Source organism: Sediminibacterium sp. FW305-C-61, from assembly GCF_058231065.1.
This window is the reverse complement of record NZ_JBIQXR010000004.1, coordinates 207203-224321: the sequence shown is the minus strand read 5'-3', so window position 1 is coordinate 224321 and position 17119 is coordinate 207203. Positions and strand designations below refer to the sequence as shown.

The 17119-nt window shown below is 40.5% G+C and carries 15 protein-coding genes; 6 read left to right on the top strand and 9 right to left on the bottom strand.

Translation table 11 applies throughout. The features are described 5' to 3' along the window. Window positions 1-88: 88 nt before the first annotated feature. Window positions 89-2749 carry a TonB-dependent receptor gene (locus ACH30E_RS12125; protein WP_490825024.1) on the top strand — a complete coding sequence of 887 codons (2661 nt, stop codon included), beginning with the start codon at window positions 89-91 and terminating at the stop codon, window positions 2747-2749. A gap of 174 nt (window positions 2750-2923) precedes the next feature. On the opposite strand, the gene ACH30E_RS12120 is transcribed toward ACH30E_RS12125, so the two are convergent. From ACH30E_RS12120 to ACH30E_RS12110, 3 genes are all read right to left on the bottom strand, one after another. Next, window positions 2924-3583 carry a protein-L-isoaspartate(D-aspartate) O-methyltransferase gene (locus ACH30E_RS12120; RefSeq protein WP_490825023.1) on the bottom strand — a complete coding sequence of 220 codons (660 nt, stop codon included), beginning with the start codon at window positions 3581-3583 and terminating at the stop codon, window positions 2924-2926. Window positions 3584-4157: 574 nt separating this feature from the next. After that, window positions 4158-5885 (bottom strand): phospho-sugar mutase, encoded by a 1728-nt coding sequence (locus ACH30E_RS12115; RefSeq protein ID WP_490825022.1) that lies wholly within the window; start codon window positions 5883-5885, stop codon window positions 4158-4160. Window positions 5886-5971: 86 nt separating this feature from the next. Further along, window positions 5972-6472, bottom strand: a complete 501-nt coding sequence (locus tag ACH30E_RS12110) for a phosphoribosyltransferase family protein (protein WP_294992873.1) — start codon at window positions 6470-6472, stop codon at window positions 5972-5974. Window positions 6473-6573: 101 nt separating this feature from the next. Between ACH30E_RS12110 and ACH30E_RS12105 the strand changes: the two genes are divergently transcribed. Continuing rightward, window positions 6574-7884, top strand: coding sequence for a 4Fe-4S dicluster domain-containing protein (locus tag ACH30E_RS12105; protein ID WP_490825021.1), 1311 nt, complete (start codon window positions 6574-6576; stop codon window positions 7882-7884). Window positions 7885-8003: 119 nt separating this feature from the next. Then, window positions 8004-8333 carry a DHCW motif cupin fold protein gene (locus ACH30E_RS12100; RefSeq protein WP_294992879.1) on the top strand — a complete coding sequence of 110 codons (330 nt, stop codon included), beginning with the start codon at window positions 8004-8006 and terminating at the stop codon, window positions 8331-8333. On the opposite strand, the gene ACH30E_RS12095 is transcribed toward ACH30E_RS12100, so the two are convergent. Further along, a complete protein-coding gene (locus ACH30E_RS12095; protein WP_294992882.1) occupies window positions 8334-8963 on the bottom strand; it encodes a LysE family translocator in 630 nt (209 codons plus the stop codon). 181 nt (window positions 8964-9144) lie between these two features. On the opposite strand from ACH30E_RS12095, the gene ACH30E_RS12090 reads away from it, so the two are divergent. Together ACH30E_RS12090 and ACH30E_RS12085 are read left to right on the top strand one after the other, a co-directional pair. Continuing rightward, window positions 9145-9927 carry a (Fe-S)-binding protein gene (locus ACH30E_RS12090; RefSeq protein WP_294992885.1) on the top strand — a complete coding sequence of 261 codons (783 nt, stop codon included), beginning with the start codon at window positions 9145-9147 and terminating at the stop codon, window positions 9925-9927. Window positions 9928-10070: 143 nt separating this feature from the next. Further along, a complete protein-coding gene (locus tag ACH30E_RS12085) occupies window positions 10071-10583 on the top strand; it encodes a hypothetical protein (RefSeq protein ID WP_490825020.1) in 513 nt (170 codons plus the stop codon). Here ACH30E_RS12085 and ACH30E_RS12080 read toward each other — a convergent pair. Continuing rightward, window positions 10570-13038, bottom strand: coding sequence for a TonB-dependent receptor (locus ACH30E_RS12080; RefSeq protein WP_490825019.1), 2469 nt, complete (start codon window positions 13036-13038; stop codon window positions 10570-10572). The two genes, ACH30E_RS12085 and ACH30E_RS12080, sit on opposite strands and share 14 nt — an antisense overlap. A 143-nt stretch (window positions 13039-13181) precedes the next feature. On the opposite strand from ACH30E_RS12080, the gene ACH30E_RS12075 reads away from it, so the two are divergent. After that, entirely contained in the window at window positions 13182-13532 is a 351-nt protein-coding gene (locus ACH30E_RS12075; protein ID WP_294992894.1) for a Spx/MgsR family RNA polymerase-binding regulatory protein, read from the top strand. Window positions 13533-13603: 71 nt separating this feature from the next. On the opposite strand, the gene ACH30E_RS12070 is transcribed toward ACH30E_RS12075, so the two are convergent. The 4 genes from ACH30E_RS12070 to hisA form a co-directional block, all read right to left on the bottom strand. Further along, window positions 13604-14689 carry a redoxin domain-containing protein gene (locus tag ACH30E_RS12070; RefSeq protein WP_490825018.1) on the bottom strand — a complete coding sequence of 362 codons (1086 nt, stop codon included), beginning with the start codon at window positions 14687-14689 and terminating at the stop codon, window positions 13604-13606. After that, a complete protein-coding gene (gene hisIE, locus ACH30E_RS12065; RefSeq protein ID WP_490825017.1) occupies window positions 14689-15285 on the bottom strand; it encodes a bifunctional phosphoribosyl-AMP cyclohydrolase/phosphoribosyl-ATP diphosphatase HisIE in 597 nt (198 codons plus the stop codon). Before hisIE ends, ACH30E_RS12070 begins: the two co-directional genes overlap by 1 nt. Window positions 15286-15481: 196 nt before the next feature. Continuing rightward, window positions 15482-16240, bottom strand: a complete 759-nt coding sequence (gene hisF / locus ACH30E_RS12060; RefSeq protein WP_490825016.1) for an imidazole glycerol phosphate synthase subunit HisF — start codon at window positions 16238-16240, stop codon at window positions 15482-15484. A 150-nt stretch (window positions 16241-16390) separates the two neighbouring features. Further along, on the bottom strand, window positions 16391-17113 hold the full coding sequence (gene hisA / locus ACH30E_RS12055; RefSeq protein WP_490825015.1) for a 1-(5-phosphoribosyl)-5-[(5-phosphoribosylamino)methylideneamino]imidazole-4-carboxamide isomerase: 723 nt from the start codon (window positions 17111-17113) through the stop codon (window positions 16391-16393). Between the last annotated feature and the right edge of the window lie 6 nt (window positions 17114-17119).

The following is a 17119-nucleotide window of genomic DNA, read 5'->3' as shown; positions in this document are numbered from 1 at the left end:
TTAAAATTGTCATACTACCGTCTGTGTAAACAAAAAATACAAACAACATCAACGTTGCAACTTTGCATCATATAATACAACAATAAACATGAGTAAATTTTTAACAAGTTTGGTTTTCGTTCTTTTTTCAGCGACTCTTTTTGCCCAGCCTCCTGCCGGGATGAGAATGGGTGCTGGTGGTGCCGCTAATATGAATATGGGGCATTTCTACGGAAAAATTGTAGACAGCAAAACCAACAAAGGAATTGAGGGGGTTACGGTTCAGATTTCAGGCAATCGTTTTGATACCGTTACCAAAAAAATGATTTCTGGCGTTATCAATACACAAATTACCCGCGCTAATGGCGATTTTAGCTTTGATAACTTACCCGTTTTTGGTCAATTTAAGCTGACTTTCAGCGCTTTAGGTTATGCAAAACTTGAGCAGAATGTCACTTTTGGTATCAAAATGCCCGCCCGTGGTGAAAATGCCCAGGCTGGCGCTATGCAAAATATGGCCGGTATGATCGACAAAGACCTTGGTAACATCAAAATGGAACCGGATGCTACCGACCTTGGTAACGTAACGGTTACATCTACCGCCAAACCACAATTCGAAATGGGTATCGACAGAAAGATCTTTAACGTAGACAAAAACCTGGTTAGTGCAGGTCAGACAGCTACTGAGATCATGAAAAACATCCCTGCTTTGAATGTGGATGTAGACGGAAATGTTACCCTTAGAAATGCTTCTCCTACCATTTTCATTGATGGCCGTCCAACTACAATTACATTAGATCAGTTACCTGCTGATATCATTGAAAAAGTTGAACTGATTACCAACCCATCTGCAAAATTTGATGCGTCTGGTGGTAATGCAGGTATCCTGAATATTGTGCTAAAGAAAAATAAAAAGGTTGGATACAATGGTGGACTAAGAACCGGTATCGATTCCCGTGCAAGGGTTAACCTTGGCGGTGATATCAATATCCGCCAAAATAAAGTAAACGCTTTCCTTAGCGCAAACTTTAACCAGCGTAAATCAATATCCAACTCACTTACCGATCGTGATAATACCTTCACTACGCCAAGTAATGTGTATACAGTTGGTAAAAGCACCAACAATGGTTATTTTGGATTTTTCCGCGGCGGGTTTGATTTCCTGGTTGATAACAGAAATACGATTTCTGTAGCCGCCAACTATAATAAAGGTCAGTTTGATAATGTGAATGAACAAAGGGTTGACTCAACAGTTCAAAATACTTTCACCGGCTACAATAATATCCTGAATAACAGCCGCAGTAATTTTGAAAACTTTGGTACACAACTCAGTTTCAAGCACAATTTTGCACGCAATGGAGAGAACATTTCTGCAGATGCAAATTTCAACTCAAGCAAAAACGATAATAACTCTTTTGTAAGCACCAATACTTATAAAACAGATAATACTATTAAATTCCCTGCTTTACTACAGCAGACTATCGGTAACGGTACCAACAAGTTTTATACTTTACAAACCGACTATGAGAACCCTTTAACCGATGATAGCAAACTTGAATTAGGTGCTCGTATGGCTATACGTGATTTTGGTAACACGAGTAACCAATATCGCTTTGACTATGGTTCTAATAAATACACCCTTGTTCCTGCAATTAGTAACCGTTATAAGTTCAACGACCAGGTTTATGCAGCGTATGCTACCTATAGTTTCAAAGTGAAAAAATTCAGCTACCAGTTAGGTTTAAGAGCTGAAAGTTCTAACTATACCGGTACTCTGTTAAAAACAACCGGAGTTGATTCTGCACAGTTTAAGGTTAATTTTCCTTTGAGTCTTTTCCCTAGCGCATTTATCACTTATAAGATGACTGATAAGGAAGACCTGCAGTTAAACTACTCACGCCGAGTTAACAGACCTAACTTCTTCCAGTTGATGCCTTTCCCTGATTATTCTGATCCTCAGAATATCAACATCGGTAATGCTGGCTTGAAACCTGAGTTCACCAATTCATTTGAAGTATCCTATAACAATGCGTATAAGCGTGGCGCTAACTTCCTGGTTACTGCATTCTTTAAATACAGCACTAACCTGATTACCCGTTACTCTTATACTGGTAAGAATGAACTGAACCCTGCTGATACAAACCTGGTATTCTATAACTCTTACATCAATGCCGACAATAGTATTACTTATGGCCTTGAATTGAGCAATAAAATGCCTGTTACCAAATGGTGGGATCTGACTTTGAGTGCAAACTTATTTAGCGCTAAAATCAATGCAACCATTCCTGGTCAAAACATCAACAATACTGCTCGCGTAAGCTGGTTCGCAAAAATGAACAGCAGCTTTAAAGTAACTAAAACCCTTTCTATCCAGCTTAGCGGCGATTACCAGGCTAAAACTGTATTACCTCCAGGTGGAGGCGGCGGTGGACGCGGCGGTGGAATGATGTGGGGTGGCGGTATGCAGGGAACTGCACAAGGTTACAACCTGCCACGTTACGGAATCGATATTGCTATCCGTAAAGAATGGACCTGGAAAAATGGTAAAAGCGGTTCTTTAACCCTTGCCATGAACGATGTGTTCCGCACACAATTATTTCAATCATACTCTGAAAGTAATTTCTTCCAGCAAACCAGCCAGCGCAGAAGAGACCCTCAGGTTTTACGCCTGAACTTCAACTTCCGTTTTGGTAAATTTGATGCTACCCTATTTAAACGTAAAAACAACAAAGCAGATCAGGGCGGTGGAATGGATATGATGCAGCAGTAGAGAACAGAGGAACAGAGAAACAGAGGAACATCGAATTTCCAATAGAAAAATGTCCAATGTAAAACATCTATAGATATTTTACATTGGACATTTTTATTTACCTAAACATTGGAAATTCGACGTTCCTCTGTTTCTCTGTTTCTCTGTTTCTCTGTTTCTCTGTTCTTCTGTCCCCTACCTGTTTTTCCCTGTCAGCATGGGTACAAAAGAGAATTCTTCAAAGGCTTCTTCCTGCAGGGTTCCGTCTTCCATTTTAGTGATACGTAACATGCGCTGGTTTTCCCCTTCGTCTACCGGCAATACCATTATGCCTCCTGTTTTCAGCTGAGCAATTAATTTGGGAGGAATAAATGGGGCCGCCGCTGTGATCAGTATCTTATCGTATGGTTGAAATGCGGGTAATCCTTCAAAGCCATCCCCGAAAAAGAATTTCAGGTTAGGGTAGCGCGACTTAAACACAAAAGCACTGTGTTGGTCATATAATTTTTTCTGGCGCTCAATCGTATAAACTTTGGCGCCCATTTCTGCGAGAACAGATGATTGGTACATACTGCCCGTGCCAATTTCAAGCACCTTCTCTAGTTTTTTAACCTGCAACAATTGAGTCTGGTATGCAACTGTATAGGGCTGTGAAATGGTTTGACCTTCTCCTATCGGAAAAGCCCTGTCTTCATAGGCTATTTTATCAAAAGCAGAATCGAGAAAGAAATGCCTTGGAATATTATTCATTGCCTCCAGCACAGACTCATCTGTTATCCCCTTTTCACGGAGTAGTTGTATCAGTTGGCGTCGGAGTCCTTTGTGTTGGTAGGTATCGTCGAACTTGGGTTTCATAAGCAGTACGAATATACTGCTTCCATTTCCCTATCTGAATTAATTCGTTGGGCTGTGAAAAGAATTTTATTCTGTGAAAATTACCCACAGTTGTTTTCACTAATCGCGAATCACTATTGTCCGGGTAATTTGGCTTCAAGCCACAAGCTACAAGCAAATATTTAACAGGGCCAGAAATAGAAGCCAAGTGATTAGGGGAGATAAAAATGAATATATAAAATCAGTACCTGTGTACAGACCTTCATTGGCATTGGTGTCGAGCGCAGCGTTGACAGACTAAATCATGCGCAGCAGATTTAGTCAGAGGCCAATGTAGTCTGGGAACAGGTACGGGGCCATTCGGCCCAGGAGTAACATTCAATTTTGAACAACAGGGTGCTCGGTTTTATTCATTGCCAAAATGTGTATAAAGTTGCTTTAGCCATAGTTACGACCAATTAAAAAAAACGGTACTGTTTCCAACTTGTGACAAGATGGTTGCTGTTAAACCATTTCAAGGCAGTATACTTTTTTTTTACCGGACAGCAATAAATCGCGAATAATCAAAAAGCCACCTGATCAGGTGGCTTTTGAATTATTGTAGTTGCATATCTGCAATGATTCTTTTGATTTTATCCTGCAATAATGCATACCGTTCGTCGAAATCGGCTTTATTATCCAGTTTTGTATGAACACTGAAATAAAACTTGATTTTGGGTTCCGTCCCCGAAGGTCTTGCCGAAATCTTACTGCCATCTGCAGTTATAAATTGTAACACATTACTCTTAGGTAATTGTATGGCCCAAGATTCTCCGGTAACCAGGTTTTTACCTGTTTGAAGTTCGTAGTCTAAGACTTCCGTAACCTGAGCACCATCGATGGTAGCGGGTGGTTGTTTTCGGTATTGCTCCATCATAGCAGCAATTTCCTTCTGTCCGTTCATGCCTTTTTTCGTAATGCTGATGAGGTTTTCATAATAAAACCCATACTGCATATACAGTTCAATCATTTTATCAAAAAGGGTTCGTCCATTGGCTTTTTCATAAGCAGCCATTTCACACATTAATGCAACGGCACTAACGGCATCTTTATCGCGGATTTGATCACCGATCATTAAACCAAAGCTTTCTTCACCTCCAATCACATAATTTTCTTTTCCTTCTTTTTCTTTGATCAGTTCTGCGATCCATTTAAATCCGGTAAGCACATTGTAACAGGCAACACCATTTTGCCTGGCTACTTCATTAATCATACCAGTGGTTACTATGGTAGAGATAACCATATCGTTAGGAGCGGCAATGCCTTTTGCTTTTCTTGCTTCCATCATATAAGCAAAGGCAAGTACTGCAGTTTGGTTTCCATTCATCAGCACCCATTCTCCTTTATGATTCTTTACACCAATACCTACCCTGTCAGCATCCGGATCGGTACCAAGCAGAATATCGGCATCCATTTCTTTGGCTTTTTGTAAACCAATGCTCATGGTTTCACTTTCTTCTGGATTCGGATAAACAACGGTGGGGAAATTACCATCAGGAGTAGCTTGTTCTTTCACAACAGTTACATTGCTGAATCCAAAAGCTTTTAAAACCTGTGGCACCAGCGTGATACCGGTACCATGTATGGGTGTATAAACGATTTTAAGATCATGTTGCTTCGCGATAATATCCGGATATACACTTAAGTCACGTACCATATCAATATACGCTTTATCCATATCAGCTCCCATCAATGTAATATTAGCTTCTCCCCCGGTCCATTTAACTTCATCAACGCTGGTAATAGCTTCCACTTCTTTGATTACATTTTTATCGTGTGGAGGAACCAGTTGTCCGCCATCATTCCAATACGCTTTATAGCCATTGTATTCTTTTGGGTTATGTGATGCTGTACAAACAACCCCACCCTGACAACCCAATGTACGGATAGCAAAACTTAATTCAGGTGTAGGTCTTAATGCTTCAAAAAGAAATACTTTAATTCCATTTGCTGCAAATACATGCGCGGTAGTTTCTGCGAAAAAGCGGCTATTATTTCTGCTGTCGTGCCCTATTGCAACTTTGATTTCAGCATTGGGATAAGATTTTTTCAGGTAATTCGCAAAACCTTGTGTGGCCATACCAATGGTGTATTTGTTTACCCTGTTGGTACCTACACCCATAATACCTCTTAATCCGCCGGTACCAAATTCCAGGTTCCGGTAAAAAGCATCGGCCAATTCATCCGGCTGGGTTTCCTGCAGTTTACGAATAACCTCTTTTGTTTCGGTATCATAATTGCCATTTAGCCAGGTATTCACTTTTTCTAATATGACAGCATCCATAGTTTAGTTATTTGAAGTTTTCTGTAACTGAAAATAATCAATTAAGGGCATTTTTTATGCCTTTGTAAATTTCGCTCTAAATCTGATCAGGATATATAGGCTCCTTCTATTTCGCCATCGGCTACTTCAACCTGAATATGCTCTTGAATAGTTGTGGCAACTGAAAGGCCCACGAAATCGGGTTTTACGGGAAATAGTTTATGCATTCTTTCCACCAAAACAAGGGTTTGTATCGATTTCGGGTGAAACTGCAATAAGGGTTTTAAAGCATAAAGTAAGGTACGTCCGCTATTGGTAACATCGTCGGCTATCACCACATGTACCCCATTAAAATCAAACGCACCGCTGATTTCAACATCTTTGGGCATTGATTTATCTAAAGACAAAACAGCAGTTTGTACCTGGATACTAACATAGTTGCGTAGCGCTGTGGCTACTTTCTCTGCGATTACACTTCCGCTGTTTCGGATACCAAGGATAAAAACAGGTGTTTGGTCGCCATTTAAATGCTCTGCCAGTTCAAGTGCCATGCGGTTTATCTTGCGTGAGCAGGCCGATTTATCGAGGATATAATTACGTTCAGGCATGTATCTGTTTTATTAGTCAAATGTAACAACAATAAAAGCAATCAACAATCATTCGGGCAAACTGCCAAAAGGGCTATCTTAGCATTATTAAGTCCTTACATATGCAGTATATCCAGCAAATATTATTCTTATTGATTTCGGCGGTATCCATCTGGTTGTTTGCAAAAAAAGCCGGTGAAATTCGCCGGAATATTTTATTGGGGAAAGATGAAACGCTGAACGATAACCCTTCCCTCCGTTGGCGCAACCTTATTTTACTTGCATTTGGACAGAAAAAAATGTTTTCGAACCCGCTGGTTGCTGTGATGCATTTTATTATTTATGCCGGTTTTATCATTATCAACCTGGAAGTGCTTGAAATAGTGCTTGATGGGTTATTGGGCAAACACCGCTTATTTGCCGATATGCTAGGCCCTTTTTACAACTGGCTTATCAATGCCTTTGAACTCCTGGCCGTTGGTGTAATATTGGTTTGTGTGGTATTTCTTATCAGAAGAAATCTACTCAAATTGAAACGCTTTATCAATAAAGACCTGGACGGATGGCCGCGCTCGGATGCAAATTATATCCTAATAACCGAGATCATTTTAATGAGTCTTTTTCTTACCATGAATGCTACCGACCAATTGCTTCAGGTAAATGGCAATGAACATTACCCACCTACCGGTGAATTTTATTTTTCAGGCATGTTGAGTAGTCTTTTTAGTGGTTTGAGCGAGGGAACGCTGGTAGTAATTGAAAGAAGCTGCTGGTGGTTACATATTGTAGGCATTTTTGCCTTCTTGAATTACCTGCCATATTCCAAGCACTTACATATCATGCTGGCATTCCCAAATGCCTATTATGCCAGATTAGATGTGCCTGGAAAAATGAAAAATATGCCCAGTGTACAGAACGAAGTATTGTATGCGATGCAACCTGAACTGGCGCCTGCAGATGCGGCCCCTCCTGCCCGTTTTGGCGCCAAAGATATTTTCGATCTCAGTTGGAAAAGCCTGATGGATGCTTATAGTTGCACAGAATGTGGACGATGTACTGCAGCATGTCCGGCCAATACAACCGGAAAGTTACTTAGCCCAAGAAAGATTATGATGTCTACCCGCGACCGCCTGGAAGACGTAGGTAAAAACATCAACAACAATAAACAATTTGTGGATGATGGCAAATCGCTTTTGCACGATTATATTTCGATTGAAGAATTACGCGCCTGTACCACCTGCAATGCATGTGTTGAAGAATGTCCGGTAAGTATTTCTCCGCTTGAAATCATCCTCGAACTTCGCCGTTCGCTCATCATGGAAGAAAGCAATGCCCCGCAGGAATGGAACGGTATGTTCAGCAACACAGAAAATAATTTCGCCCCCTGGAAGTTTTCACCCGATGAAAGAGATAAGTGGGCGGTACAATCTTAGGAATAAGAAATATGAAATAAGGAATAAGAAATAAGAAATCAGAAAGTGTTTGACCGAATTACTTTCTCATTTCTTATTTCTTATTCCTTATTCCTTATTTTTTTCTTTTAATTCGCTATATGAAACTATCTCCTTTCCCATTTTCCATTACAGACTTCGCCAGTATTGAACCTGAGGTACACAAGGGGATTACCGGACACGCTGAATGGCGTATTTTTTACAGAGATGATATTCGTATAAGACAGGTAATTTATTCACCTGAATACCTTGCTGATCATTGGTGCAGTAAGGGACATATTATTTTTTGTGTGGAAGGAGCTATGGAAACTACACTTGAGAATGGTAGTGTACACTTGCTTTCAAAAGGACAGGTATATACAGTTGGCGATCAGGCTGATGCTCACCGCACCTATTCAAAAGAGGGGTGCATCCTGTTTATTGTAGATTAATCAAATCCAGGGTTTGTAAAGCATCCGATATAATTGGATGAGGGCCGTCAGGATAAATATCACCCCCATTATCTGGTTCAATGTTTTATTGCTGGTATTGTTCTTTTTAACCAGCCAGTTTCCTCCATGTATATATAGGGCCAAACCGGCAATGGTTCCCAATCCGGCACCTACAGTAAAGATGGTATATGCTTCTGTAGTTACGGGTAATACTTTGGTTTGAATCATGGTAGAGGTCCATAAAAACCAAAAGGGAATTTGTAATGGGTTGAGCGCGCTCATGGTTAGTCCGAGTAAAAACCGATGAACTTTATTATCCAGAATAACCGATTTTTTTTCTGTCTGTTGTTTTCTTGCAGAAAGGAATGCCAATATTCCGAGTAATAAAAATAAGGCCACCGTAATCCAGCCCAATGCCACAAACCAAATACGATGTTGCACTACCCAATCCATTCCGGTAAGCGCAAAACGCAGGTACAACATTTCTACTATCGCCACGCCAATGGCAAACATCCAGGCTTTTTTAAACCCTTCCTGAATACCAATCTGGGTAGCAGTAATGCTCATATTACCCAATGGTAACTGGCCAAGAAAACTAATTAATGCAGCTATGAGAAATATATAGGTCACCCTGCAATAATAGTAATAGGCTTCGAATATTTACGCCCGTTTATGAAATAAAGCTGTAAGTCTATGGTCTATGGACCATGGACCATGGACCATAGACCATGGACTGGATGGAAACAAACATTCCTATCAGTAGTAGGCTTTGTTATGGCTCATTTCATTTACATTCGTATAAACTTTTGCTATGCAAGTGAAGACCATGGCCGAAATGGCAATGAATGGAGAAACTCCGGAAGTATTATTCTGGGTAGGTTGTGCCGGCAGCTTCGATCAGCGCGCTCAAAAAATCACCAGGGCTTTTGCCACTATTCTCGATAAAGTTGGTTTCAGTTACGCCATTCTGGGTAAAGAAGAAGCCTGTACAGGCGACCCTGCCCGCAGGGCTGGTAATGAATTTCTTTTCCAGATGATGGCATACCAAAACATACAGGTGCTGAATGGATATGGCATTAAGAAAATTGTAACAACCTGTCCGCACTGTTTCAATACCCTTAAAAACGAATACCCCGAGCTTGGAGGTAATTATGAAGTGATCCATCACACCACCCTATTGCAGCAATTGATAGATGAAGGACGCATCAAATTGAAAGAAGGGGGAACCTTTAAAGGGAAGAAAATTTCATTCCATGATAGTTGTTACCTAGGTCGTGCCAATAATATTTATGAAGCCCCAAGGAAGGTATTAGAAGCCCTGGATGCTGAACTGGTAGAAATGAAACGCTGCCGATCAAAAGGACTTTGTTGTGGTGCTGGTGGCGCACAGATGTTTAAAGAAGATGAACCCGGCGATAAACGTATCAACATCGAAAGAGCCGACGAGGCCCTGGCTACAGGCGCCGGATTTATTGCTGCCGCCTGTCCATTCTGCAATACCATGATGACCGACGGCGTAAAAAACCGTGAAAAAGAAAACGAAGTTGCAGTATTGGATGTAGCGGAAATGGTGGCACAAAGCATGGACAACTGATCTCAGATCGCAGATCGCTGATGGCTGATGTCGGATATGAGGTTTAGTTCTCCAACCAATCTAAATCAGACATCCGACATCAGACATCCGACATCAGCCATAAAACCCGGCATCTGAAATCTACATTCTGCTATCTTTGCAGTATGGAACTGAACTATCAATCTTTCATCCCGTCCGATTTTCATGCAACCTCTCGTGTGTGGGTTTATCAGTCGTCCAGACTCTTTCTTATTAGTGAAGCATTTGAAATTGAATCTATATTAAAAGAATTTACCGATAACTGGCTAAGTCATGGCACACCGGTAAAAGGGTATGCCAACCTGCTTTTTGGACAGTTCCTGGTTTTTATGGCCGATGAAACAGCAACCGGTGTTAGTGGCTGTAGTACCGATAGTTCTGTTCGTGTGGTAAAAATGATTGAAGAACGTTTTAAAGTAAGTATGTTCGACAGACAACAGCTTGCTTTTGTTGTAAAAGATAAAATTCAATTGATTCCGCTCGCCCAATTTAGCTACGCGCTGGAAAATCAATTTATCAATCCTGATACCCTTTATTTTAATAACCTGGTAGCTACTAAAGAGGCTTTGCTGAATGAATGGCTCATCCCTGTTAAGAATAGCTGGTTAAAAACGAGGATGAATATTACTGCGGACTAGTCTGCTTTTTATTGGCCTTCTGTACAGCCGCTTTTTGATCTTTACTGCTCAATTTAGATTTCTGTACCACCCTGTTAAGCTGATAGCTTACTGATAGCCTGAAATTTCGGGTATTGCTTGAATTGAAACTCTCCAGGTTAAAATTGGCCCCGTATGTATAGGTTGTATAACGCTGTGTAGTAAATGGATCTATGGCATTGAAGCTCACTATTAACCTCCTGTCGAAGAAACGATGCTGTACACCAAGGTTCATGTTCACATTACTCCTGCTTCTGCCTTGTGGATTAGCGAAATTGCTGAAACGTACACTTCCTTCAAATGTCAGCACATTGCTTGGCGTAAACGTGTAATTGAAACTACTGTAGAAGCTATTACCATCGCGATATTTATAGAGCGTTTTCTCTGCGTCGCTGTATCGGTTCATGGTATAACCCATGCTTGCATTCACACGCAGTTGCCGGCTAAAAGTATATCCGCCCCATACACTGGCTTCGTATTCTCTTCTGTCGGCAATATTCAACCAGCTAACTTCTGTTTTACCACCACCGATTAGACTACGGATAGAATTAAACACATTTTTTAGCCTGTTGTATCCGATAGAAGTATTGATATAATATTTACCCTTGATCCAGCTAAAGTTCCAATCGAAATTATCCGACAAAGTAGGTCGCAGGTATGGATTACCAAAGCGCAGGTTATAGGGATCACTGTAATCGATATTCGGATTCAGTTCGCCAATACCAGGTCTGCGTATGGTTGCGCGGTATACAAGAGATGTGTTCAGTGTTTTATTGAACTCCTTACGCAAGGTGAAATTGGGTAATACATTCCAGTAGCTGTTATCTACGTTACTGCTGTTGCCTTTAATAAAAGTGAAACCCATTCGCGTCTGTTCGGCCTGTGCACCAAAATTCATTCTCCACCCTTTGCCTAATTGTAACCCAAAGCCAGCTCTAATGGTAAATATCTCTTGTCTGAATTCAAAATCGTTACTCAAAATATCATTGGGAATAAACAAACTATCTGACTTACGAAGAAAACTTGTGTTCAGTGAATTATGAAAATAAGATCGGTTATAGGTAGCACCAGTTGAAAAATTGCTCCCTTTTCGCTTTAATGGCTTATTGTAATCAACACGAATGGTTGCAGACCTGTTATAGTTATCAAAGAACTGCGACTGGGTTGAGTCTACTCCTGTCGGAGAAAAATCGGGACGCAGAAACTCCTGAAAAAAACCACGGTCATTATTGTTCTTATTGAAGTTAGCATTCAAAATTACCCGAATAAATTCAGCCGGATTTTTGGCCTTATGTGTATAAGAAGCCGATGCATTATGTCCAAAACCTTCTCCATCGCTGCTATTGGTTCTGGTACTGTACCGATAAACCTGTTTATCCTTATTAATATTCGTGTAGGTACTGAAACTTTCGTTATCGTAAAAGTTCAGGTTACCCTGGTAGGTGAGGTTAATCTGATTTCTTTTATTCAATTCAAAATCACTCTGAATACGAAGATTGGGTCTGAGATTTTTATTCCTGAATGAACCGGTTGTATTAAAATAATTGGTTGAATCCTTATACAGGTTCTCCCTTTTCGAATAAGAGTTTCCGGTTAAAATACTTCCCCCGATTCCAGCAGTAATATTGAGTGAAAAGGGTTGTGTTCTGTAACTGGCATTCATCGCAATATTACCTTCACCCCTTGTACCTCCGCTGACCGTGGTCCTGCCAACCCAGCCGATTTTACCTTTTTTAGTAACAATATTAATAACCCCTCCCGTTTCCGTAGCATATTGAGGTGGTGGATTGGTCATAATTTCAATCTTATCAATGCTACTACCCGGCAAACTTTCCAGCAAATCCTGTAATTGCTGGGCATTCAGTTCTGTTGGCTTATCGTCAATGAGTATTTTAGGTTCTTTTCCTTTCAATAAAATTTTACCCGTAGGGTCATTATTGATCAGGGGCATATTCTTTAACAACTCAGCAGTTGTTGCTCCACCACTCAATGCACTCTCCCCTACATTATAAGTAATCTTATCATCCTTATTTTCAATCAATGGTTTCTCTGCATAAACAATCACTTCGTTTAAAGCACTGGCCGCATCATTCAATTTTACATCGCCCAGGTTAAAATCATAACGCTCCGGACGAAGATGAATACTGTCGATCCTTGTTTCAGCATATCCAACCATATTTACCAAAAGCCGGTAATAACCCAATGCCAGTTTACTGAATTCAAAAGCGCCATTCTTATCTGCTACCGTTGCAATATTTTTTGAAGTATCCGCTAATAACTGAAGCCTCACATTGGCAAAACCCAGTGGTTTACCCGCATTTGCGTCAAGTATATTGCCGATAATGAGCCCAAGCTGGGCACGGGGTTTATCTTCCGCTTTTTGTGCAATAAGTGGGGAGGTAATCAATAAGATTACCCATATTAAGTAGATTCTCAAGGTTTATCGATTGCAGCCAACAAAATAAAGATAATTGGTAGATGTTCAGCCGGAATTTCGATAACTGGTTATAAACCTTTAGAAATCGGGGAATATTCCATTTTAATGTTCCCCTCATTATATTCGCAGCCATTTTAATGCTTATGTATACGATTTATGGAATTCCCAACTGTGACACTATAAAAAAAGTGCTAGACTGGATGAAAGCAAAGAAGTTTAATTACCAGTTTCACGATTATAAAACAAGTGGTATCAGCAAAAAAGAGTTGAAAAACTGGTGCGACCAGGTGGGCTGGGAAACTATATTCAATAAAAGATCAACCACCTACAAAACATTAGCTCCTGAAGTTCAGGCATCCATAACCAATGCAACCAATGCCATTAAAATCATGGAAGAACATACCAGCATCATTAAAAGACCGGTTATTACCCAAGATAACAAAGTAATAGCAGTTGGGTTTGATGCGGGGAAGTATGAAACGTTGTTTGGGTGAATGGTCAATTGTGAATGGTCAATATAGATTTTGCGCTCCATTGACCATTCACAATTGACAATTCACGCATACTATTTCAACAGCTCACTCAATTTCTGCAAAAGAAACTGTTCCCTTAAGTCGCGGGCTATGATTTTTCCCTCGGGGTCTATGAGCATGTTGGCCGGTATACTTTGAATACGGTATAATCTGGCTGCTGCGTTGTTCCAATATTGGAGATCACTTACATGGGTCCAGGTGAGGCTGTCTGCTTTGATGGCCTGCAGCCAACTACTTCTATCCTGATCAAGCGAAACGCCTAATACAGTAAAGTTTTTGTCTTTATAGGTGTTATATGCCAGCACTACATTGGGATTTTCCATGCGACAAGGCCTGCACCAGCTTGCCCAGAAATCAACCAATACATATTTACCTTTAAAGGATGAAAGACTTATTGGATTGCCATCTACATCATTCTGTGTAAAATCAAGTGATTGAGAGCCAACGCTGCCGACTTTTGAATCGGCAATCATTTTCATTACGGTTTCCGCATAAAACCCCTTTTGTGCATCGGGCTGTATATCATTAAATCTGGCTTCCAGTTCATTGAAGCTTTCGTATAATGGACTAACAGCAAATAACACGAAAGGACTAACAGGTGAAGCCGGGTTGGCTTTTACGTAGGCTGCTGCGTCTGATAATACCAAGGCCTTATAGGTATTAAAAACATTGATAAGAGAATCTCTCTTTCGTGGTTCATTAGTGCCATTGATAACACCTGCCAGATTATTCAGTTTATCTTTTATTGGATTGAATTTAACCCTGAAACCTTCATAATCTTTCTGGGCATTTGACCCGGTGATTTTTGCTTTTTCCAAATTGGCAAAATTACCTGTCATACGAATGCTGTCGTTGCCGATAAACATATCAAGCTTCGCCTTTTTGCCTGCAAAAGCAAGTTGTACCAATTCGGGGTGTTGTAATTTTCCTTTTAATACAAACAGCCCGTTTTTTACGGTAGCGGTGGATATGGTTTGCCCATTAATTCCATTAACCAGAAAAACGGTTGTTTTATTTGGCAAGCCAATCAGTTTGCCATAAATAGCATAGTCTGTTTTTCCTACCTGTGCCATTAAAGCCACGGGCATCAGTAACAAGAACCAAATCTTTTTCATCATTATCGGGAATGTCTTTTTTTCAATATATCAATCACAGACCCTAAGTTATGGCCTTTGGCGTTAAGCAAAAGTAAATAATGGAAAAGAAGGTCTGCTGCTTCATTAAGGAAAAGGTCCGTATTATCTTCTTTGGCTTCAATTACCAGTTCTACGGCTTCTTCCCCTACTTTTTGCGCTATTTTATTCATTCCTTTAGAAAACAATTTCGCCACATAAGATTCTTCAGGAGAAGCTTGTTTTCTCAGTCGAATGATATCTTCCAGATATAAAAGAAAATCCTCGCTATGGTTTCTTTCACTCCAACAGGTATCTGCTCCGGTATGGCAAACAGGCCCAAGCGGATGTGCCTGTATCAGCAAAGTATCTTGATCACAATCAACCGCAATACTTTTCAGCTCCAGAAAATTGCCACTCTCTTCCCCCTTTGTCCATAGTCTTTGTTTACTGCGACTGTAAAAAGTTACTTTACCTGACTCTTCTGTTTTAGTAAGGGCCTCCTGGTTCATAAACCCCAGCATCAGCACTTTATGTGTACTAAAATCCTGCACAATTGCCGGCACTAACCCATCTGCATATTTAGCAAAATCTACTTTCATACATTAGTCATTGATAGATCCTTAAAATTCGAGCAACTTTTGAGCCATTAGCTATTAGCCTTTAGCTGTAAGCCATTAGCAATTAGTCACACGAGTTCAAATTAGAATTTAACGGCCTTTCTCCGTTTTTTATTCCCCTTCGACAAACTCAGGGCAAGCTTATTTCATATTCCCCTTCGACAAGCTCAGGGCAAGCTTATTTCCTCACCCTCACACCTTGCGCTGCAAGATACTCTTTCAGCTCCGGTATACCGATTTCTTTAAAGTGAAAAATACTGGCAGCCAATGCAGCATCGGCTTTGCCTTTGGTAAATACATCGGTAAAATGCGCCATCGTTCCTCCTCCTCCAGAAGCAATTATGGGTACGGGTAAGCTACTGGCAAGGGTTTCTGTAATGTCTAATGCAAAACCTTGTTTTGTTCCGTCATGGTTCATGGAAGTGAGCAATATTTCACCTGCGCCAAGTTCTACCGCCTGTTTTGCCCAGTCGGCACATAATGTATCTGTTTTAACCCGCCCACCATTAAGGTATACATACCAGTTTCCATCCGCTTCCTGTTTCGTATCTATTGCCAATACCACACATTGCGAACCAAACTCTTTGGAGAGGTCTGCAATTAAATCAGGATTCTTAAACGCTGCTGTATTTACGGATATTTTATCCGCACCATTTTGTAATAAAACCTGTACATCTTCCACACTCGCAATACCACCTCCAACAGTAAAAGGGATATTGATATTTTTTGATATCCTGTTTACTAATTCACTGAGTGTTTTTCTTTTTTCATTTGTGGCAGTAATATCCAGGAACACGAGTTCATCAGCTCCTGTTTTGGCATACAGTGCCCCCAGCTCTACAGGATCACCTGCATCACGAATGGCTTCGAAGTTGATTCCTTTAACGGTTCGGCCATCTTTTATATCAAGACAGGGTATAATTCTTTTTGTTAGCATCTTGCAGATTAATCATTTTATATTTTATACCCTGCGAAATCTTTGCGTACCCTCGTTCTCTGCGGTTCATTCCTGTGTCGGGATGACATTAGTAGTTTCACCGCAGAGAACGAGGGTACGCAAAGATTTCGCAGAGTAGTTGATCTTTCATTATTTGTTCAATTCTGATAATTCTTTTAAACTGATTCTGTTTTCGTAGATGGCTTTACCCACAATTGCACCTGAACATCCCGTTTCACGCAAAAGTTCCAGGTCTTCGATACTACTCACCCCCCCACTTGCAATAAAATACAGGGATGGAAATTTCTCCAGAATCTGTTTGTACAAAAAAAGCGAAGGCCCTTCCAGTTTTCCATCCTTACTTACATCAGTACAGAAAAGCTGTTGTACACCATGAGCCATATACTTCTCTATAAAATCATAGATCCAGACATCAGTAGTTTCGAGCCATCCGGAAACAGCAATTTTTTCGTCTTTAACATCTGCGCCTAGCAAGAATTTTTCTGCACCATATTTTTTAATCCATGACACAAAGGTCGCTTCTGCCTTAACCGCTAAACTACCTATTGTAGCCAATGCAGCACCTGATTCAAATACAACAGCAAGGTCTGTTTCCTGTTTGATGCCTCCACCAAAATCAATCACCATCGATGTTTTGGAAGCCAGCTTTTCCAGTACTTTCCAGTTTTTCACCTCCCCAGCTTTGGCGCCATCTAAATCAACCAGATGCAATCTTTTCAAGCCTGCATCCTGGAACATTTGTGCCACTTCAAGCGGGTCTTCGTTGTATATGGTTTTCTGGTTGTAATCACCCTGTGTGAGCCTTACACACTTACCATCAATAATATCTATTGCAGGAATTATTTCCATCATTTTCTG